The organism is Sphingopyxis sp. BSNA05, assembly GCF_013265645.1.
Classification (GTDB): domain Bacteria; phylum Pseudomonadota; class Alphaproteobacteria; order Sphingomonadales; family Sphingomonadaceae; genus Parasphingorhabdus.
The window spans coordinates 21050-41791 of sequence record NZ_PYIA01000027.1; the positions used below are offsets into that span (position 1 = coordinate 21050).

A 20742-nucleotide genomic window follows, 5' to 3' on the forward strand; every position below is an offset into this window, starting at 1 on the left:
TGTCCCGCCTCGTTGCTCTAGCGCATCGCCAATTTGCGGGCAAAATGCGACTCGATCGCGCTGGCAACACCGGCTGCGACCTTGCTGCGGCCCTGACGGGAATTGAGAAAGGCCACATCGTTCTTGTTCGTCAGATAGCCGGTTTCGAACAATACCGAAGGCGTGTCAGGTGCCTTGAGCACGACAAAGGACGCATAGCGGTGCGGTATTTTGCGGAACGCCATCTGCCGGCTGCCCTCGCGGTGGAGCAATTTGGCAAAATCCGCAGAGACATTCATGGTCTCGCGCTGGGTCAGGTCGATCAGGATCGACGACACGTCCTGGTTCGCTCCACCGAGGTTGACGCCATTGATGATATTGGCCTTGTTCTCGCGCGCTGCCAGCTTGGCCGCTTCGCGGTCGGACGCGACTTCCGACAAGGTATAGACTGTGGCTCCGGAGGCTGTCTCGCTGCCAGCGGCATCAGCATGGATCGACATGAACAGATCGGCGTCGAGTCTGCGCGCGATGCCGTAACGCTCTTCGAGCACCAGATATTCGTCGCTTTCGCGGGTCAGCGCCACCCGCACCCGCCCCCCGGCCACCAGCCGGTCTCGGATCGCCCGGGCAATCGCCAGCGTCACATTTTTTCCTGCGCGTCGCCATGGGGCGAGATTGCGCCCGGATCATGGCCGCCATGCCCGGCATCGATAACAACCAGCGGCCGGCTGGGATCGCTGGGCCCGTATATTTTCGGCAGACGGACAGAATCGCGCGGTTTTCCGAGCGGCACCTTCACGCTATATTTCTTTTTCGGCGGTTCGGCGCGAAACTGCGTCGGCGGCAGGAAGGACAGCCGGCCACTCGCCAACTGGTTCTGGCCGACCGCTTGCAGGCTCAGTTTCAGACTTCTGCCATCTTTCGAAAAGCTGCCGTTGGTGACCACTGCCGGACGATCCAGATCGAATACGATCCGGGCGGTATTGGGATTATATTGTCCCTGGCGCACCGACTTGACGATGCCGGTCGCGGAGCCGCCGCGTCCGGCCTTGCCGCCGCGCACGTCAATCGCAATACGGTCCGGTCCGATCAGGGAAAAAGCCGAGGCCCCCTCGACCAGATCATCGAAAGAGATGGTGATTTGCGAGCCATTGGCTTCAATGCGGCTGACAGAGCCTGCATGCGCTGGAGCAATGCTGACCAGTGCCGATGCCAAAATTGTTGCCAGTGCCATGGTCCGCTTATGCATCCGCTGTGCCTTTTTGGTCCAGTCAATTTTCATAGATCGCGGCGTCCTGCTGATTTCACCCCGAATATTGGAGTGAAGACGGCATTAAGGATGCTTTCGTAAGGCGCCGTAAAATGACGCGGTTAACGGCGCATTAGGCACGTTTCGGCGGAGCGCGGAATCCGCAGAGATGTTTACCCCCGGTCACAGTTTGTGTTGCCGATCAGCGCGAGCGGTGCTAGCAGCCTGTTTGAACCTTTCGGAAAGAATCCGGAAACGGTTCGTCTAAATGCCGAAAATCATTCGGCATCTACCAGGTTGACGCAACATGAGGCATGAAATCTCCGGCTTAGAGGCTCTCCGTTTCGGAGGCGCTTCCATGGGCGGAAAGACTTTGGCTAACGGCCAGAGCCATGCGGTTGTTGCAGACACATTTTTATCTGAAATATTTCAAATCAACCGGATGACGACGCCCGCCCCTCATCAAAGGAACGCGCGCACGAAAACGTCATCCCCATTATATTGCATGGACCCGCCGGGCTCTGATCCGGCGCTCCCTGCCAGGAGACTATTGAATGACTACGCGCATGCTAATCGACGCGCGCCACCAGGAAGAAACCCGGGTGGCGGTCGTAAAGGGAAACAAAATTGAGGAATTCGATTTTGAATCTTCCGAGCACAAACAACTTAAAGGCAATATCTATCTAGCAAAAGTTACCCGGGTCGAACCGTCGCTGCAGGCGGCATTTGTCGATTATGGCGGAAATCGTCACGGGTTTCTGGCCTTTTCCGAAATCCACCCTGACTATTACCAGATTCCGAGAGAAGATCGCGAAGCCCTGCTCGCCGAGGAAGCCGAACATGCGGCTGAAGAAGCAGCCCTGCGCGCCCAGGAAGAGGAAGAGGATGACGCGCCCGCCGACATGGTGCGCAGCGAAGCCACCGAAGAGCTCGACACCGCGCTCGTCGAAGTCGACCAGGACGAAAGCGTCGACACGATCGATGTTACCGAAGGCGAAATCCCGGTAGAAAATGGCGACGACGAAGATGACGACGAGGATGATGATTCCGAAGACGATTCCTCCGAAGACACTGGCGAATCCAAGGGCAAGAGCGGTGGCCGTCGCGGTCGCGGGGGCCGGCAAAAGGGACGCGGCAAAGGCAGCATGCCCAAAGCCAGCGACCAGGCGCGCCAGAAGCGCATGGCTCTGCGCAAACGCTACAAGATTCAGGACGTTATCCAGCGCCGTCAGGTCGTTCTCGTCCAGGTCGTCAAGGAAGAACGCGGCAACAAGGGCGCTGCGCTCACCACCTATCTCAGCCTGGCCGGCCGCTATTGCGTGCTCATGCCGAACACCTCGCACGGTGGTGGCATCAGCCGCAAGATCAACAATGCCGGCGATCGCAAGCGGCTGAAGTCGATCATCGCCGACCTGAAGCTGCCAACCAGCATGGGCTGTATCGTCCGCACCGCCGGTCTTTCGCGCACCAAGCCGGAAATCAAGCGCGACTTTGACTATCTCGCCCGTCTCTGGGACGAAATCCGCGAGAAGACGCTGAGCGCGACGGCACCAAGCCTGATCCACAGCGACAGCGATCTCGTCAAACGCGCGATCCGCGACATTTACAATCGCGAGATCGAGGAAGTGCTGGTCGAAGGGGCAAGCGGCTATACCGCAGCCAAGAATTTCATGAAGCTGCTGATGCCGAGCCACAGCAAGCGGGTGAAGAGCTACGCCGATCCGGTGTCGCTGTTCCAGCGCTATGGCGTCGAGGACCAGCTTTCGGCCATGTACTCGCCGGAAGTGCAGCTGAAATCCGGCGGCTATCTGGTGATCAACCCGACCGAGGCTCTTGTCTCGATCGATATCAACTCGGGCCGCTCGACCCGCGAACATGGTATCGAAGCGACGGCTGTAAAAACCAATATGGAAGCCGCCGCCGAAATCGCACGTCAGTTGCGACTGCGCGACATGGCCGGCCTGGTCGTGATCGATTTTATCGACATGGACCGCAACGGCAATGTCCGCAAAGTCGAACGGGCGATGCGCGATGCCTTGAAAAACGATCGCGCGCGGATTCAGGTTGGACGCATCTCCAGCTTTGGCCTCATGGAAATGAGCCGCCAGCGCCTGCGCACCGGTGTGCTTGAAGCATCGACCAAAGTCTGCCCGCATTGCGAAGGCACCGGACTGGTCCGGACGGCATCCTCTGCGGCGCTGTCGGTACTCCGCCTGCTCGAAGAAGAAGCGGCCAAGGGCAAGGCCAGCCAGATCACCCTGCGCACCAGCCAGGAAGCGTGCATCTATGTCCTGAACAGCAAGCGGCACGAAATCGAGGACATCGAGAAACGCTACGGCGTCTCTATTGAAATTGTCCCCGACGGCGAGACCGAAGGCGCACGGATGGACATCCAGACCTCGGGTAGTCCGCCGAAAAATATGCCCAAGTTCGAGCCCATCATCGACGATGACGATGATGATCAGGTCGACGAGGCGGACAATGATGCAAATGAGGCACGTGGCGAGCGTCCGGAACGCGGCGACCGCAACGACGGCGAAGAACGGCCGAAGCGCAAACGGCGTCGGCGCGGCAGACGGAATCGCGGCGGTGATCGCGGCGAAGCCGGCACGGCGGAGAATAATGGCGACAACAGCGGCCAGAATTCGGCTGACAATGGCGGCGAAGCCTCGGGCGGCGACAAGGGCGAAGCGACCGCGCAACCGCAGGATGCGGATGCCGGTGAGCAGGCCGACAAGCCCAAGCCGCGCTCGCGTCGCAACAGCGCCCGCAAGGCGGATGCTGCGCCGGTAGCGGAAGCCGAAACCGCCGGTGAGGAAAAAGCCGAGGCCAAGCCGCGGACAAGACGTCGCTCTGCCAAAAGTGAAGCCCCGGCCGAGCAGCCAGCGGCAAGCACCGAGCCGGATGCCGAAGCGGCCGAAGAAAAGCCGAAGCGGCGCCGCGCCCCGCGCAAGGCCAAGCCGGCAGCCGATGCGCCTGCTGCTGAAGCCACAGGCGAAAGCGCTGATGCCGTTCCCGAGAAAAAGGCACCGGTAAAACGGGCGCCGCGATCACGGGCGAAAAAGGCCGATAGCGCGGAAACGTCGGACAAGGCGGCAACCGAAGCTCCGAAAGAGGCCAAGGTAAAAGACGCCAAGGAAAAGGCACCGGCCAAGCCTCGGAAGCCCAGAGCAGCGGCCAAGCCCAAGGACGAAGCGGCAGCCAAGCCCAAGGACGAGGCCGTAGCCAAAACGTCCGACAGCGACGCCAAGGAATCCAGCGACGGTTCACCCCGTCAGGCTGGTGGCAACGCACCTTCGGCTGATTGACGATATAGGCTTCCCGCCGGATGTTTCCGGCGGGAAGGCCATGCTTTTCATCAACTGTTCAGACAGCTAGTGTCAGGAGAAAGGACTCCCGCCAGACTTTCATGCTAAGGAATTTCATGCGCAATTTTCTTGCTGTTTCATTTTCCCGCATCGGCCTGCCTGCCATGGGCCGGCTGACCCGTCTGATGGTTGCATTTCTGGCGATAATATCGATCGCCGTCCAGCCGGTTGTCGCCCAGTCGATCTTGCGCGACGCCGAAACGGAAGCCCTGTTCACCGACATGGTGGCCCCGCTGGTGGCGGTATCCGAACTGGATGCCAAGGACGTCGAGGTCATCCTGATCAACGACAGCCAGATCAACGCCTTTGTCGCGGGCGGCCAGCGCATGTATTTCTATTCCGGCCTGATCGAGACCGCCGACAGCGCCAATGAAGTACAAGGCGTGATGGCGCACGAGCTCGGCCATATCACCGGCGGACATATCATCCGCTTTGACGAAGGCGCGAAAACCGCAACCGGGATAACCATTCTCAGCCTGGTGCTGGGCGCCGCAGCCATTGCTGCCGGAGCCGGTGACGCCGGCATGGGCATATTGGCCGCCGGCCAGCAAGCGGCGATGGGCAAGTTCCTCGCCTTCAGCCGGGTACAGGAACGCTCGGCCGATTCGGCCGGTGCCCGCTATCTGGGCGCAGCGGGCATATCCGGCAGAGGCTCCATCGACTTTTTCAAGAAATTGCAGAATTACGAATTCCGTCTCGGCATCCCGCAGGAGGACAGCTACGGGCGGACCCATCCGCTGTCCGGCGAACGCGTAACCCTGCTCAGGGACGTCTATCAAAAGGATCCCGCCTGGGACAAACCATCCGACCCGCAGATCGAAGCCCGCTTCCAGCGGGTCAAGGCCAAGCTGCTCGGCTTTACCTCGGACCCTGCGGTGACCTTGCGCAAATATCCCGAAAGCGACCAGTCGGTCCCTGCCCGCTATGCGCGCGCCTATGCCTGGCACAAGAGCGCCTATCCCGACCGCGCGCTCTACGAAGCCAATAATCTGCTCAAGTCGGCGCCGAACGATCCCTATTTTCTGGAACTGCACGGACAGATCCTGCTCGAATCCGGCAATCCCGACGGCGCCCTGAAATCACTGCGCAAATCGGTGCAACTGACCAACAACCAGCCGCTGATCGCCAGCCTGTTCGGCCATGCCCTGATCGCCACGGAAGATCCGCAATATCTCGACGAGGCCGCCCAGGTGCTGAAAGCCGCCGTGAACAAGGACAACCGCAATCCCTTCGCATGGTATCAGCTGGGCGTGGTCTATTCGCAGAAGGGCGATATTGCGCGCGCGCAACTGGCGACGGCGGAGAGCGCATTGCTGGAGCGCAATTATGCCGGCGCCATTCGCAGTTCCCAGATCGCCATGTCGGGCATCCCGGAGAACAGCCCGGACTGGATCCGGGCCCAGGACATATCCTTTATCGCCAAAGCCGAATTTGAAAAGAACAGCCGTCGCCGCTAGGGCGTGATGCGCGGGTCCGGGCCATTTGGACTGGACAAGCCCGACAGCCATGGCCATTGCCATGCTTCAAGGAAAGAACCCGATTGTGGACGACATTTCAAACAGAAAGTGGATGATTATGGCGGGTGGCGGATTGGCCATAGCGGCAGCAGTGAGTGTCTGGTTCTGGCAGACCGGCAGCAGCGCCTCGACCGAAGCGGCCAGCGAAGCCGCGCTGGCGGCAGGTATCAATGCCCAGGAACAGAAAGCGATCGAGGCCATTGTCCGCGACTATATTCTCAACAATCCGGAGATCATTCCCGAGGCGGTTGAAATATTGCAGAACCGCCAGAAGGCCGGCGCGATCGATACTATTCGGGCAGAAATCGAAAAGCCGTTCGCCGGAAATGCCTTTGCCGGAAATCCCGATGGCGATGTGGTGGTGGTTGAATATTCCGATTTCAACTGCCCCTATTGCAAGCAGACCGAGCGCGACATCGCCAGGCTGATCGCCGAGGACAAGAATGTGAAGGTCGTGTTCCGCGAACTCCCCATTCTCAGCGAATCGAGCAATGATGCTGCGCTGATGGCGCTGGCCGCGGCCAAGCAGGGCAAATATTACGCCTTCCACAAGACCATGTTCGCGACCGGGCGTCCGACACCCTCGACCATCGCGGCTGCCGCCAATGAAGTCGGCCTCGACATGGCGGCTGCGCGTGCCTTCATCGCCTCGGCGGAAGCCAAGCAGGAAATCCAGGCCAATATCGAAGCGGCGCAGCAGCTGCGCTTCACTGGTACCCCGGCCTGGGTCGTCGGCAACCAGTCGGAAGTCGGCGCGGTCGGCTTTGAAGGCCTGAAGGAAATGGTCGCAAAGGCGCGCACCGCCAACTAGGCGTCGTCCGCCCTGCCCTTGAACCCCTGGGCAATCACATACCATTCGGACGAGCCCTTGCGGCTTGCCGGCGGCTTGGCGTGCTTCACCACGTCAAAATGCTGCTTGAGCAAAGTCAGCAGTTCGTTGTCGGTACCGCCGGCGAGAACCTTTGCCACAAAAGCGCCGCCCTTCTGAAGATTTTCGACCGCAAAATAGGCGCCTGCCTCGACCAGTCCCATGGTCCGCAAATGGTCTGTCTGCTGGTGGCCGACCGTATTGGCAGCCATGTCGGACAATACCAGATCCGGCGCGCTGCCGAGCGCTTCGATCAGCAGATCCGGCGCGGCATCATCCATGAAATCCATCTTGAAAATGGTGACCCCTTCGATCGGATCGACGTCGAGCAGATCGATACCCACGACCGCGGCCTTGGGCGCAAATTTGCGCATCACCTGGGACCAGCCACCCGGCGCGATGCCGAGATCGACCACCGCCTTGGCGTTGCGCACCAGTTTGAAACGCTCGTCCAGCTCCAGCAGCTTATAGGCTGCACGGGAGCGATAACCCTCCGCTCTCGCCTGCTTGACATAGGGATCGTTGAGCTGCCGCTCGAGCCAGCGCGTCGAGCCGATCTTCCGGCCCTTGGCGGTCTTGACCTTCTGCCTGGTTCCTGACCTGCCCCGGCTCATCGGACCGCGCTCCGCTCGTTTGCCGACATCAGCGAGCGCAAAATGCCCTCGCGGATACCGCGATCCGCTACACCGACACGGCTGGCGGGCCAGATATCGAGAATCGATTCGAGTATCGCACAACCGCCGACAACCAGATCGGCGCGTTCGCGGCCGATGCACGGGATATCGGCCCGTTCCTGCGGCGAGGCATGGGCCAGCATATTGCTGATTTCCCGCATCGATTCCGTGGGAACGATGAGACCGTCGATGACCTTGCGGTCATATTGGGGCAATTTCAGGTGCAGGCTCGCCAATGTGGTCACGGTTCCGCTCGTGCCGAGCAAGCGATAATCGCACTGGTCCAGCCGCGGCAAGCGCGCGGCGAAATCGGCAAAACTGTCGCTGACCCGGGCCCGCATGGCAGCGAAGGCGGCGCGGCGCGCTGCCGGGTCATCGCCGTCGAATTTCTCGCTCTCGGTCAGCGAAACCACGCCCCAGGGGGCGCTCTGCCAGTCGAGAATTTCCGGTGCCGAGCCGCTGGTATCGACCAGCACGAGTTCGGTCGAGCCACCGCCTATGTCAAAGATCAGCGCCGGCCCCTCGCCCGGTTCGAGCAGGATGTGGCAGCCGAGAACCGCCAGCCGCGCTTCTTCTTCTGCGGTAATCACGTCGAGCGCGATGCCGGTTTCCCGCCGTACCCGCTCGATAAATTTGTCGCCATTGCTGGCACGCCGGCAGGCTTCGGTGGCCACCGAGCGGGCCAAGGTCACATTGCGACGCCGCAGCTTGTCGGCGCAGATCGACAAAGCGGCAACCGCCCGGTCCATGGCGCGACTGCTGATCTTTCCGGATTCGACCAGTCCTTCGCCCAGTCGCACAACGCGCGAAAAGGCATCGGTGACAATGAAGCCGTCGGAAGACGGTTTTGCCACCAGCAACCGGCAGTTGTTGGTTCCCAGATCGATTGCTGCATAGGACCGCAACTTGGGCCAGCGGCCGTTGCCTGCGTGAACAGGAGGCGCAACCCGACTCTGTCCATTATGTGTCGCCGCATGTTTCGGGCGGGATTTCCTTGCGGATGATCCGCCTTTTGTATCTAGCGGCGATGGGGATGCTTGATCCGCCATAACCGTACTCTTATGTTCTCCGGATCGGATAATACCGCCGGTACTTGCCGGTGAAGATAACGCCGCAGCAGCAGAGACGCAAGGGGCGGTAACCAAGTCGAACGGAAAATATCATGTGCGGCCGCAAATTCAGCCACGAAGAACTGACCTGGGCGGAATATCGCGACATATTGGCGATCGTCCAGCCGCCTCCCGACAGCAATTTCCAGCCCAACTATAATATCTGCCCGACCCAGAGCGTTCCCGTATGCGTCAACCGCGAGGGTGGCCGGTCGCTGGAACTGATGCGCTGGGGGCTGGTGCCGCACTGGGCCAAAGACACGAAATTCGCCGCCAATATGATCAACGCCCGCGCCGAGACGCTGACCGAGAAGCCCTCGTTCAAGCCGCTGCTGGAGCAGAATCGCTGCATCATCATGGTCTCCGGCTTCTACGAATGGCAGCGCGACGGTACAACCAAGACCCCCTATAAGGTCGAGCGCGGCGATCGCCAGCCAATGCTGCTCGCCGGCCTGTGGACGCATAATGACCGGCTCGGCATCAACAGCTATGCGGTCATCACCACCGCCGCGCCGCCCGCCTTCGCCCCTATTCACGACCGCGCGCCGGCCATTCTCGAACGGGCCGACGTCGACATCTGGATGGATGATGGCTGGAAAGAGGCGGAAAAGCTGACGAAAAGCTTTCAGGGCGAACTCGCAACGACGCCAATTTCCAGCCTGGTCAACAGCAACCGCAACAACGGTCCCGAACTGCTGCAACCAATCGCAGAATAAGACCACCAAAAGGGTTGACCCCGGCCATCTCCATGCCTATTGCCCCGCGCACCGGCATTCCCCTGTCGTATAATGGTAATACCACGGACTCTGACTCCGTTAATTGAGGTTCGAATCCTCACGGGGGATCCAGTTTTTCCCATATCATGCGTTTCGCGCCGACAGCGCTTTGATAGTCCGTTTCTGCCTATTTCATTAGGCCAGAAACGCATCGAAGCGGCAAACGGATGATCGCTTGCCGCTTCGACGGTTCTGTTGTTGCGCCTCAGCGCTGCGGATGAAGCCCGCGTCTAGCCCGAGACGCGGTCCCAGTAACGCAATTGCCTGCACTGGGTGAGGAAGTCCGCAGCGTCCTTTTTCGCTCCGATTTCCACCACACCGTCGTCGATCTTGTCGGCGATACCCGCCGCTTCCAGCAGCGGCATCGCGCCTTCGGAATAGGCGATGAACTTCACATGGGCGAAGGCGTCGCTGACGAAGTCCTGGCTCGGCTTGTTGCCCGCCAGTTTCTGCGCTGCATCCTCCGACATGACAAGAGCAACCGCATCGAACACAACAGACGGGCCACCGTCGATCTTCTCGTCAGCCGGCATAATCTTGCCGTCGGACAATTTCGCGCCGGCAACATGCGGCGCGATGATCGCGGTGGTGCCGCCTTCATCCTCGACCGCCTTTTTCAGCGCCTTGACCAGATCGGCATCGCCGCCTTCGGCGATATAGATGCCGAGCTTGCGACCGGAGAAGCTTTCCGGCGGGTTTTTGAGCATGCTGAGCGCATCCGATACCGGCAGATCGTCGACCGGCTTGCGCGCGGGTTTGATCTTTTCGGGCAGCTTGTCCATGCCGATGCCGTCGGCGACATTTTTCGCCAGATCATCGTCGATATTGCGCAGATGGCCAACCATGCGTTCGCGAATCGCAGCCTTGCCCACCTTGGAAAGCTCGAAGGTAATGGCGGCGGCAATATGATCCTGCTCGATCGGGGTCTGGCTGATATAGAATTGCCGGGCCTGGCTATAATGGTCGGCAAAAGTCTCGGAGCGGACCCGCTGCTTCGTGCCGTCCACCTCTTCCGGATAGCTTTTGAAACCCTTGGCCGGATCCTCGCGGGGCCCCTCGCCTTCGTCCCAGCTGTTCGGCTCGTAATTGACCCGCCCCTTGGGATTGGTCATCGCCATATGGCCGTCCTGCTGATAGTGGCGCACCGGGCATTTCGGCGCGTTCACCGGAATATGGGTGAAATTGGGGCTGCCAAGCCGCTTCAGCTGCGTGTCGAGATAGGAGAAATTCCGTCCCTGCAGCAGCGGATCATTGGTGAAGTCGATGCCGGGCACGATATTCTGGGTGCAGAAAGCGACCTGCTCGGTCTCGGCGAAGAAATTGTCGACATTGTTGTCGAGCACCATCTTGCCGATGATCTTCACCGGCACCTGTTCTTCCGGAATCAGCTTGGTCGGGTCGAGCACGTCGAATTCAAACTCGTCGGCGAACTTGTCGTCGAACACCTGAACGCCCAGTTCCCATTCCGGATAGTCGCCGGAATCGACCGCATCCCACATATCGCGGCGGTGGAAATCGGGGTCCATGCCGTTGATCTTGAGCGCTTCGTTCCAGACCACCGACTGCATGCCCTGCTTCGGTTTCCAGTGGAATTTGACGAAATGCGATTTGCCGTCGGCGTTGACCAGACGGAAGGTATGGACGCCGAAACCCTCCATGAAGCGCAGCGAACGCGGGATGGCGCGGTCGGACATCACCCACATGATCATATGCATCGATTCAGGGCTCAGCGTGACAAAGTCCCAGAAATTGTCATGCGCGCTCTGTGCCTGCGGGAAGCCCCGATCCGGCGCCGGCTTGACCGAGTGGATCAGGTCGGGGAACTTGATCGCGTCCTGGATGAAGAACACCGGAATATTATTGCCGACCAAATCCCAGTTGCCTTCTTTGGTATAGAATTTAACCGCAAATCCGCGCACATCGCGCGCGACATCGGGCGAGCCCTTGCTGCCGGCGACGGTGGAGAAGCGGCAAAATAAAGGCGTCTTTTCGCCAACGCGCTGGAAAATATCGGCGCTGGACAGTTCCGGAATCGCCTCGGTCAGTTCGAAATGACCGTGAACGCCATAGCCGCGCGCATGGACGACGCGCTCGGGAATCCGTTCGTGATCGAAGTGGAAAATCTTTTCCCGCATGACCTGGTCTTCCAGCATGGTGCCGCCGCGGGCATGGGCTTTCAGGCTGTTCTGGTCGTCCGATACCGGCATACCCTGCTGGGTGGTCATGATATCATCGTCGCCGGTTGCGGTCTGGCGTGGCTCGCCATTCTCGCCGAATTTCAGGTCTTTCATGGGCTTTTCCTTTGTTGGGGACACATCTCTTCACTCAAACCTACGCAGCTTGAGCAAGATGGTTCACCGGAACAGCCGATAATATTTCAGGTTGGTGCCGCGCGCCGGAGCGGCAGGATCAGTTCACCCTGGGCGTGAAACCGATATGCAGTTCCTTCAGCGAGCGCAGCAGGAAATGCGGGTGGATGGCGAAATCATTCTTGCCCTCTATAAACCACATATCCTCGAACCGGTCGACCACCGCGGTAAAGCCCCAGATCAGTTCGCGCCGGGCCAGCGGTGCGCCGAGGCAATGGTGGACACCGGAGCCGAAACCCATGTGCGCGCCGGCCCGCTTGCGCTCGAGGTCGATTTTCTCCGGACATTCAAACACGCTCTCATCGCGGTTGGCTGCAGCATAGCGGACATTGATCAAACTGCCCTTGGGGATGGTGACGCCGTGCATCTCCACTTCTTCTCCGGCAAAGCGCATCAGGCTCTGGACCGGCGATTCCAGCCGCACCACTTCCTCGACAAAAGTCTTCATATATTTGTCGGGATCGCTTTTCAGCTGCTCCCAGACATGCTTATTCTCGATCAATAGCCTGACCCCCGATGCCAGCGCATTGGTCGTCGTCTCGCTGCCGCCGACAAATGTATCGGCCATCATCTCGGCGTGCAGTTCATTGTCGTTGAGCGGCCTGCCCCATTCCTCGATCACCCGGTTGACCAGTTCGCTGAGCAGGCTGTCATCCGGACTTTTGCGCAGCCGCTCGAAAATGGGATGGAAATAATGCTGCCCCTCGATCTCGCGTTCGACCATTTCCAGCTCGGATTCCTCGTCGAGCATCATCGAAATCCGCTGGAAAAAGGCATCGGTCCAGCGCTTGATTTTCCACATGTCCTGGCGCGGCGCGCCCATTTGTTCGCCGATGATATAGAGCGGCAAGGGCACGGCAAACTGGCTGACCCAGTTGCACTGGCCGTCCTCGATAAAGCCGTCGATCAGCTCGTAGGCGAGATTTTCGACCAGCGGATCCATCGTCTTGATCTTGCTCGGCTTGAATGCCTCGTTGAACATCGCGCGCATCTGTTTGTGATTGGGATCATCGCGGCTCGACAAGGTTGGCTCGGGCAGCCAGCCATTTTCCTCGAACCGCCGCTGCACCACCTGCTGCCGTTCGGTGGTGCCGGTCTTGCTGAAGGCGGCAAATTTCTTCGGGCTGCTCGGAAAGGCCTCCGGATCGAGCAGGACGCGGCGCACATCTTCATAACGGGTGATCACATAGATATCCGTGCCCGGCTGCTTGTAGACCGGCGCCTCTTCGCGCAAGGTCTTGTAGGCATCATATGGGCATTGCTGTGTTTCCACATCGAGCAGATTGATATCGAGTTCAGCCTTGGTCGCCATATTCTTTCTCCCTAACGTAGCTGAATTTTTCTTCACCCCATGGTGCAATGGTCTGGGCGTTCCGAAACGCCTCGGGCAGTTCGTCGACCATGTGAAAGGTCGCCGCCAGCCGGCCGAAGCCGACAAAAAAGGCGCAGGTCATGCCCAGTTCAACAATCTGTGCTTCGCTGAAATATTCGCGCAGACCGGCATGGACGGCATCATCAATCGCCAGATGATCGGTGGCAATCAGCTCGCCATAATGGATCGCCGCCTTTTCCGCGTCGCTCAGGTTATCCGCTTCCTGCGGCTTCTCCAGCGAGCAGACCGCGCCTTCGTCAACGCCGTCATTGACCGCGTCGCTATAGCGGATCGCCATGCAGCTGCGGCACTGATTGAAGAAAGCGATGCGCAGCCGGACCAGTTCGACCAGCCGTTCCGGCAGGCTGCGGCCCGTCTTGAGCGCGCCACCAAATTGCATGAGCCCGAGCGCCTGTTCGGGGCAATGGGCGAAATAGCGGACCAGCCCCTGCTCGAGATCGGTAGCCGCATCGGGGTTCACGGCATCGCGTATCCGCGGATCCCAATCCTCCGGTGGCAGCTTCGATATCCGGCTCATCCGATCCTCTCCAATCTGGCAATGATATTTTTGCCTATGCTAAGCTTTATTGCGCGTCCCGATACTGTCGAATTGGAGAAGGATCGGGCGAGCGCACGGCATGGCCTGGAATGTTCGGATCATATCTGCGGGCTAAATCGGACTTTTATAGGTTGCCGCCCGCTAGCCTCTGCGGGACCTATATACCTGACTAGCCACACTCGATGTTTTGGTTAGTCCTTAAGAATCTTAGATTACATCCGCAGTATGTTATATTCTAACAAAGTGGCCATGCCCCCTTTGTAATTTTGTTATTTGCATTTTTACCTTTTACTCATATATCTGACTCGTTCGTTCAGGCCGGTGACAGGGGCCGTTGGCTATTTTGCCAACATAGAAAGGCGTAAAAACTAATATGATCAAAGCACCAGACTCCGTTATGGTCAAAGCTGAATTTGACGATGATGCTAAGGTATGGGTGGCGACCAGTGATGATGTTCCAGGACTAGTTTCGGAGCACAAAGACTTAATGAAGCTGCTGGATGAAGTAGGGGAATTAATTCCTATTCTTCTAGAAGAAAACGGCATGCTACCCCCATCGCACGAAGCATTTGATATGCCGGTATGCATCGCCGCGCAGGGCGTGGCTAAACGCCGCGTATTAATTCCTGCATAAATGGCGGATTACCGCAGGGATTTGATTAAGAAACTGCGGGCGCATGATTGCGAGTATGTAAAACCAGCGAAGGGAAGCCATGAACTTTGGCAAAGCCCCATTCGATGACCCGATTCGTCGTTCAAAGAAATCTAAAGTCAAGAATATCGGCCAATAATATTCTAAAACAAGCCGGTATTTTTGGTGAAGATTTCTGATAAGCGGCTAGATAATCCGGTTCATTTCGTCGAAAAGATATGGCGCTACCGTGACTGCTTTCCGCCGCTTAGCTACCGTCTTGAAGTGATCAATATCGTCGCACATTTCCATAATACCTTCAACCTTGCCTATCTGGCGGGTTAGTATTGTTCGCCCCTCATCGGTAAGCCATTGGTGAAACCGTGCCTTCCGCTTGCCTTCATCTGTAATGTTTAGTTTGTCTAATTCCGCCTTCACGTAACCGTACTCAATCGGGTCGTAGACGTACTTATTGATGAACCGGCCATAATATTGGGGACGGCTGCGAGACGTGGTTGTGGGATTATCGTAAAGACGGTCCAGTTCGGAAAAAACGTATCTGGGAAGGTATGAATCCACTTTTGCAGACCTTCTGCGATGTATTTTCCCAAGAGCAAGCGCAGGGCGTCATGCGCACGGTCTAACTGGTAGCCAGTTGCCTCATCAATCAGCGCGACGATGCCAACTTTAGCAAATGCTTGCATCAATACTTCGGCTTGTTTTGCAAGATGCTCTTGCGATGAGTGCAGTTCATCCTCGCGCGCGCGGCCAACCATACTCCACAAATGTCCGGTAGCAATTCAGCTTTGATGCCATTCGCCGCGGCTCCACCCTTGGTTAACTGGTATTGCAACGGCTCAATCAGGTCGGCAACAAGGCTCTTAGAAATGAAAGGCTCAAGATTCTTCGCAGAGAGAAAAGACGGTAGGTTGGCGCCCCCCTCATTCTCTTTCATTCTTTTCCAGTGCGACCCACCGCGTTTGCTACCAAAAGCGCGGTGGACTGCGCGTTCCGACAGGCGCGTGTGCCATCTTCAAGAACGGCACAATCCAATTCGACGCCGCCAATTGGCAATACACCGCTATAAAGTGCCACTGGAAGCTCATTGTTGGCGCCACCCCTGATTGTTGGCGCCATGGCCTTAGCCACCGCATCAAATGGAGCGTTAATCGGCTCAATAATCTTGTCGTCTTTAGCCACTGATCACTTCCTTATAGGTAAGCCGCTTGTTGGCCATCTGACCGATTGTCATGTTGATAAATCCCATAGTACCAATTTGGGCTGTATTGTGCCGGAATGCAAATTCGTTGACATAGCGGTGAAGGTGCTTGGCGCTCATCATGTGATAGATGCCGTAGTGTCCCCGCTTTAACAGTGCCCAAAAGCTTTCAATGCCGTTCGTGTGGGCCTGATCTTTGACATACTGGCCTACCGAGTGATTGACGATTTTGTGCGTGTAAGCGTCTTTCAGGCCCTTGTAAGAGTGATATGCGTCCGTGACGACCGTTGAGCCAGCCTCGACATGGGCGCGAACAAAGCCTTGCAGCATATGGGATTGAGTATTTGGCACTGGTTCTGCTCTTACGTCGCCATCGTCTTGTAGAACGCCTACAACAGCAACTTTGCCGCCCTTACCACCAATCTGGTGGAGGCGCTTGTCACTATGCTTATTGGCCTCTTTGCCGCCAATGAATGTTTCATCAACTTGGACGTTCGGCCCCATGTCGTCGCTGGCAACCTTAAACCACGTTTCGCGAATGCGCTGTGCGAGAAACCAAGCTGACTTTTGAGTGATACCAAGTTCACGCGCCATTTGGGTTGAGGGCATACCTTTGCGGGCGCTGGTCATCATAAAGATGGCCATCAACCATTTTTGAAGCGGCAAACGGCTTTCGGCAAATACTGTGCCGGTGCGGATACTGAAATGCTTCCGGCAATCACGGCAGCGATAAGGCATTGGCTTATGATTTTGCACTCGACAACATTGGTGCTGCCACAGTGGCCGCAATTAGGCTCATCGCCCCAGCGGTTGGTTTCAAAATACTTGCGAGCCGATTCCTCATCAGGGAACCAATTGAAGAACTCGAAAGTGCTGATCGTTTCTGGCTGCTTTTCGAGCATGAACCTAACTAGCCAAAACAGCACGGCTAGTCAAGCGCAATCGTGGCTAGCTAAATATATAGGTCCCGCCTCTATCATAGCTTCTCAGACAGGGCAAAGCGGTTAGAATCTCTCGCGATGCCGCACGATCCGAGATCAGCTATGAGCCTTTGGACTGGCGCTATTCCGCTTCAGCGCTCTGATCATATTTGAGTTCAAGATAGCGACCACGGATCGACAGATTGTCGATGTCGCCCTTGGCGATCTGCTGGGTAACGCCAGCGATTTCCTTTTCGATCAGGGTCAGACCGCCGATCAGCTGTTCGTCCGGCGATTTGCCACTATCAGTCGCTTTGCTGCGCATGGAGGCGGGGATCGCACGATAGCCGTTGATCAGCTCGGGCAGATGCTCGCCGACCAGCTTGCGCACCTCGTAGGCCGCAGCATCCCCCTCGTTGAGTTTGTTCAGTTGCGGCGAGAGCATGTCCAGCTGGACGCCGATGCCGTTGACGATCTGCACCGCCGGCGCGGCAGAGCCGGACGCTGGTTTTCCAGCCAGATTTCGGTCTTGCCGGCCAGCGACTTGAGATCGGACTTCAGGATCGTCTCCGGTGTCGGCATTTTCATCTTCGGAAATTTCATCGAGGCCCAGATACCGCCAGCGATCAGTCCGGCAGATATCATCACGCCCCAGAAACCGATGCCGCTCAAAATCCCGCCAACGATGCTCGCACCGACCAGCACGCCCACAGTCCACAAGGCGGCGCGGCCCAGTTTCTTGAAGAAATGGCCCTGCTTCAGCTTGTGCGAGCGATTGCCGATCGAGCGGCGGAACTGGGAATCGCGAAGCGCCCGCGCCGCGCTGTCAAAGATTTGCTGATTGGATTCGGGCACCTGGCGCTATACCTCCAGCGATGACAGGGGGTTTTCGGACGGCGCTTCCAGCTGCGCCTTCGCCTGCCCCTCGGAACGCGCGATATAGCCTTTAGACTTCTCTATCTCACCGGACAGGCTGTTGACCGTCGCTTTCATATTTTCCAATGCTTTCAACTTGAACGTGTCGATATTGTCCATCGTGTCATAGACATTCTGGAACGCCCGTTGCAGCGTTTCCAGCGGGATGGTCGACGACGCGGCCTGTTCGTGGATCTGGCCGGTCTGGTTTTCAGCATCTCGCTGGTGCTGTCGATCACGCCGGCTGTTGTGGTGTTAAGCGCGCTGATCTGGTCGAGAACCAGCTTCTGGTTGGTCAACGCCTGGGCCACGGTCACACCGGTGCGCAGCGCGCCCACTGTGGTCGTGCTGGCCCGGTCGACGCCCTTGACCAGTTCGACATTGTTGCGCTTTACCAGATCGAGGGCGAGATAGCCCTGCACCGTCACCGCCATCTGGGTGAGCAGGTCCTGGGTCCGCTGACGCACATAGAAAAGCGCGCTTTCGCGGATCGCCTTGGCCTTGGCCGGATCGGTCGCGTCCAGTTCGGCGGCCTTGTCCTCCAGCCTCTGGTCCATGACCTTGGACACATGGATCATCTGCTCGAGCCGGCCCATCGCCGCCCACAGATTCTTGCGCTCGACGTCAATCGCCGCATTGTCCATCAACAATTCGTCCTTGCCGGAACGAAGCCGGTCGAGGATCGAGCCGATATGGCCCTGCGCGCTTTTATAGCCGTCGAAATAGTTGCGCATCTTGTTGCCGAAGGGGATGATCCCGAACAGCTTCTTCTTGGTCGTCAGATTGCCCCGCTTGCCGGGATCGAGGTCCTCGACCGTCCGCCGCAACTCGGCGAGATCGGAGCCAATACCGCTTTCCTCGTCCATCGTCCGGATCGGGCGATCGAGAAAACGGTTGGACTGGCCTGCCGCTTCGGCGATTTCCTTGCGGCCCATATTCGTGATCTGGTCCACTTTTTGCCGAATTCGGGGCTATTTTCGTCCTGCGCGATCAGATCGTCGATAAAACTGTCTACTTTTTCTTCCAGTTTCGACTTTATTTCGTCACCGACCGGCACCAGGCCAGCGGCCTTTTCGGGCGCGACGGGCACCACCGGATCAGGCGGAGTCAGTTTCAGTTCGTCGGTCGCGGTGATAGTTTCGGTCGCCATGCTGTTCAGCCTCCCTGCCCCGGCACCAGTGCGGGGCTTTCTCTATAAATGGATGCAAATGCCGCGCTTTTCAAGCGTTTCCACTAGTGTATTAGTAAAATAATACAGTTTTTCCGGCACGGTGCAACATGCTTCCAATTCTTCCAATTTCCAACAAGGCTCAGCCTTCCAGCAATTCCGCCACCTGCGGCGTGATCTTGCCGACGATGATATCGATGCCCTCGGCGGTAGGATGCAGGCCATCAGGCAGGAAAAGCTCTGGATTTCCAAGCACTCCGTCCATAAAAACGGGTAGAGCGCGACATCATATTTCCTGGCCAGTGCAGGGTAGATGACATTGAATTCATCGGTAAATTGCGCGCCAAGATTGGGCGGAGCGAGCATGCCCGTTAGCATGACGGCAATGCCGCGATCCTGCAGCTTCTTGACCATCGCTTCCATATTCGCCCGGGTATCCGCCGGTTTCAGGCCGCGCAGCAGATCATTGCCACCCAGTCCCAATATCACCAGATCCGGTTTCCGCGGCAGGCTGTCGAGCACGAAATCCATCCGCCGCAACCCTGCTGCCGTGGTGTCACCCGAGACACCGGCGTTATGCACCCGAACATCCTTGCCAGCGGCCTTCAGCGCTGCCTGAAGCTCGGGAGCGAAGCCCTCTTTCTGGTCCAGACCATAGCCGGCATAGAGGCTGTCGCCAAAAGCGACGACGAGAAATTCGGCCTCCTCGGTCGGTGCCGATTGATCGCCGCTGCTGTCCGCCGGACCCGCTGCTACGTCCTCTCGAACAGCTTGCTGCTCGTCGGCTGCAGGGCCACAAGCGATCAGAAGTTGCAGAAACGCCAGCGTGAACCCATATAAGACCAAATTCTTCAACATCGGATATCCTTACCCCCATGATCCAGAAAAACGCCGCAACGAGCGACGCCGCCACAGTTGAACCCCATATCGCGATTGCAGCCCGGAATGTCACCCTGTCTTTGGGGGAAGGCGACGCCCGTGTCGATATATTGCGCGGCATCGATCTCTCAATCGAGGAGGGCAAGACGGTCGCCTTGCTCGGCCCCTCGGGTTCGGGAAAATCATCGCTGATGGCGATCCTTTCCGGTCTGGAACAGGCAACCGGCGGCTCGGTGAATATTGCGGGCGCTGATTTTGGCGCGATGAACGAAGATCAGCTGGCGGTTGCACGACGCGGACGGGTCGGCATTGTATTGCAGGCCTTTCACCTGCTTCCCACGATGACCGCGCTGGAAAATGTCGCGGTACCGCTCGAACTGGACGGTCAGCCCGATCCCTTTGAGATTGCGGCTAAAGAACTGACTGCGGTCGGTCTCGGCGACCGGCTGGGCCATTACCCGACCCAGCTTTCCGGCGGCGAACAGCAGCGCGTCGCGATCGCCCGCGCCATGGCATCGCGACCGACCATCATTTTCGCCGACGAACCCACCGGTAACCTCGACGGGACCACCGGCGAAAAATCATCGCCCTGCTCTTTGATCGCCAGAAAGCCACATCGGCAACCCTGCTGATCATCACCCATGATCCGGAACTGGCCAAACGCTGCGACCGGATTATCGAATTGCGCGACGGCCTGATCGAACGGGACAGCGCCGCGTGAGCGCTGAACTGAGCAAGGCATGGACCATTGCCCGCCGCGATCTGCGGGGGCGGTTCGTCGGGCTGCGGCTGCTGATCATCTGCCTGTTCCTCGGCGTTGCCACGCTGGCGGCCATTGGAAGCCTGACCAACGCGATCACCGAAGAACTGGCCAATCGCGGGCAGGCGATTTTGGGCGGCGATCTGGAGATTGCGGTAGCCCAGCGCGAAGCGACCAGCGAGGAACTCGCGGCCCTTAAGCAGGCTGGCACATTGTCCGAAACGCTGCGGATGCAGGCGATGGCGCGACTGCCGGACGGCAGCGACACGCAACTGGTCGAACTGAAAGGCGTCGATGACGCCTACCCTCTCTATGGCAATTTCACGCTCGAAAATGGCCAGAGGGTCTCAGCACCCGGCCCTCAGGACATCTATGTCACCCCTGCCCTGATGCAGCGGCTGGCATTGAAA

The 20742-nt window shown here is 58.2% G+C and carries 17 protein-coding genes, 1 tRNA gene and 5 pseudogenes; 8 read left to right on the plus strand and 15 right to left on the minus strand.

Annotation, left to right across the window (positions count from 1 at the left end; genetic code table 11):
- Window positions 1-17: 17 nt before the first annotated feature.
- A pseudogene (locus C8024_RS03390) lies at window positions 18-1261 on the minus strand (N-acetylmuramoyl-L-alanine amidase).
- Window positions 1262-1782: 521 nt separating this feature from the next.
- Between C8024_RS03390 and C8024_RS03395 the strand changes: the two are divergent.
- The 3 genes from C8024_RS03395 (at window position 1783) to C8024_RS03405 (ending at window position 6924) form a co-directional block, all read left to right on the plus strand.
- Entirely contained in the window at window positions 1783-4536 is a 2754-nt protein-coding gene (locus C8024_RS03395; protein ID WP_173202946.1) for an Rne/Rng family ribonuclease, read from the plus strand.
- A gap of 164 nt (window positions 4537-4700) precedes the next feature.
- The gene (locus C8024_RS03400; protein WP_173202962.1) at window positions 4701-6053 is read left to right on the plus strand and encodes a M48 family metalloprotease; all 1353 of its coding nucleotides are present in this window, start codon (window positions 4701-4703) and stop codon (window positions 6051-6053) included.
- Window positions 6054-6138: 85 nt separating this feature from the next.
- Window positions 6139-6924 (plus strand): DsbA family protein, encoded by a 786-nt coding sequence (locus tag C8024_RS03405; RefSeq protein WP_367947130.1) that lies wholly within the window; start codon window positions 6139-6141, stop codon window positions 6922-6924.
- On the opposite strand, the gene C8024_RS03410 is transcribed toward C8024_RS03405, so the two are convergent.
- The gene (locus C8024_RS03410; RefSeq protein ID WP_100094527.1) at window positions 6921-7595 is read right to left on the minus strand and encodes an RlmE family RNA methyltransferase; all 675 of its coding nucleotides are present in this window, start codon (window positions 7593-7595) and stop codon (window positions 6921-6923) included. The genes C8024_RS03405 and C8024_RS03410 overlap by 4 nt on opposite strands.
- A complete protein-coding gene (locus C8024_RS03415) occupies window positions 7592-8704 on the minus strand; it encodes a Ppx/GppA phosphatase family protein (protein WP_173202947.1) in 1113 nt (370 codons plus the stop codon). The genes C8024_RS03410 and C8024_RS03415 overlap by 4 nt, the downstream gene beginning before the upstream one ends.
- Before the next feature lie 113 nt (window positions 8705-8817).
- Between C8024_RS03415 and C8024_RS03420 the strand changes: the two genes are divergently transcribed.
- Together C8024_RS03420 and C8024_RS03425 are read left to right on the plus strand one after the other, a co-directional pair.
- Entirely contained in the window at window positions 8818-9480 is a 663-nt protein-coding gene (locus C8024_RS03420) for an SOS response-associated peptidase (RefSeq protein ID WP_173202948.1), read from the plus strand.
- A 58-nt stretch (window positions 9481-9538) separates the two neighbouring features.
- A tRNA-Gln gene (locus C8024_RS03425) sits at window positions 9539-9612 on the plus strand.
- Window positions 9613-9770: 158 nt separating this feature from the next.
- On the opposite strand, the gene C8024_RS03430 is transcribed toward C8024_RS03425, so the two are convergent.
- From C8024_RS03430 to C8024_RS03440, 3 genes are all read right to left on the minus strand, one after another.
- Complete coding sequence (locus tag C8024_RS03430; RefSeq protein WP_173202949.1) at window positions 9771-11831, minus strand: catalase; 2061 nt, start codon at window positions 11829-11831, stop codon at window positions 9771-9773.
- Window positions 11832-11949: 118 nt separating this feature from the next.
- Window positions 11950-13221 (minus strand): cytochrome P450, encoded by a 1272-nt coding sequence (locus C8024_RS03435; protein WP_173202950.1) that lies wholly within the window; start codon window positions 13219-13221, stop codon window positions 11950-11952.
- Entirely contained in the window at window positions 13205-13819 is a 615-nt protein-coding gene (locus C8024_RS03440; protein WP_173202951.1) for a carboxymuconolactone decarboxylase family protein, read from the minus strand. The genes C8024_RS03435 and C8024_RS03440 overlap by 17 nt, the downstream gene beginning before the upstream one ends.
- Window positions 13820-14213: 394 nt before the next feature.
- Here C8024_RS03440 and C8024_RS03445 point away from each other — a divergent pair, with 394 nt between their 5' ends.
- Entirely contained in the window at window positions 14214-14474 is a 261-nt protein-coding gene (locus C8024_RS03445; protein WP_173202952.1) for a DUF1902 domain-containing protein, read from the plus strand.
- 204 nt (window positions 14475-14678) lie between these two features.
- Here C8024_RS03445 and C8024_RS03450 read toward each other — a convergent pair whose 3' ends face one another.
- The 9 genes and pseudogenes from C8024_RS03450 to C8024_RS03485 all read right to left on the minus strand — a co-directional run bounded on the left by C8024_RS03450 (window position 14679) and on the right by C8024_RS03485 (window position 19551).
- Complete coding sequence (locus tag C8024_RS03450) at window positions 14679-15014, minus strand: P63C domain-containing protein (protein WP_254305519.1); 336 nt, start codon at window positions 15012-15014, stop codon at window positions 14679-14681.
- On the minus strand, window positions 14906-15247 hold the full coding sequence (locus tag C8024_RS20835; protein WP_254305521.1) for a P63C domain-containing protein: 342 nt from the start codon (window positions 15245-15247) through the stop codon (window positions 14906-14908). Before C8024_RS20835 ends, C8024_RS03450 begins: the two co-directional genes overlap by 109 nt.
- Complete coding sequence (locus tag C8024_RS03455) at window positions 15175-15426, minus strand: hypothetical protein (RefSeq protein WP_173202954.1); 252 nt, start codon at window positions 15424-15426, stop codon at window positions 15175-15177. The genes C8024_RS20835 and C8024_RS03455 overlap by 73 nt, the downstream gene beginning before the upstream one ends.
- Window positions 15423-15671 (minus strand): hypothetical protein, encoded by a 249-nt coding sequence (locus tag C8024_RS03460; RefSeq protein ID WP_173202955.1) that lies wholly within the window; start codon window positions 15669-15671, stop codon window positions 15423-15425. Before C8024_RS03460 ends, C8024_RS03455 begins: the two co-directional genes overlap by 4 nt.
- Window positions 15664-16592, minus strand: a pseudogene (locus C8024_RS03465) (IS1595 family transposase). Before C8024_RS03465 ends, C8024_RS03460 begins: the two are co-directional and overlap by 8 nt.
- A gap of 160 nt (window positions 16593-16752) precedes the next feature.
- On the minus strand, window positions 16753-17091 hold the full coding sequence (locus C8024_RS03470; RefSeq protein WP_173202956.1) for a hypothetical protein: 339 nt from the start codon (window positions 17089-17091) through the stop codon (window positions 16753-16755).
- Window positions 17037-17465, minus strand: coding sequence for a hypothetical protein (locus tag C8024_RS03475; protein WP_173202957.1), 429 nt, complete (start codon window positions 17463-17465; stop codon window positions 17037-17039). The genes C8024_RS03470 and C8024_RS03475 overlap by 55 nt, the downstream gene beginning before the upstream one ends.
- A gap of 6 nt (window positions 17466-17471) precedes the next feature.
- Window positions 17472-18675 (minus strand): annotated as a pseudogene (locus C8024_RS03480) (toxic anion resistance protein).
- A 42-nt stretch (window positions 18676-18717) separates the two neighbouring features.
- A complete protein-coding gene (locus C8024_RS03485) occupies window positions 18718-19551 on the minus strand; it encodes an arylesterase (protein WP_367947131.1) in 834 nt (277 codons plus the stop codon).
- Window positions 19552-19568: 17 nt separating this feature from the next.
- Here C8024_RS03485 and C8024_RS03490 point away from each other — a divergent pair.
- Window positions 19569-20293: pseudogene (locus C8024_RS03490) on the plus strand (ABC transporter ATP-binding protein).
- Window positions 20290-20742, plus strand: a pseudogene (locus tag C8024_RS03495) (ABC transporter permease); the annotation flags it as partial. The pseudogenes C8024_RS03490 and C8024_RS03495, both read left to right, overlap by 4 nt.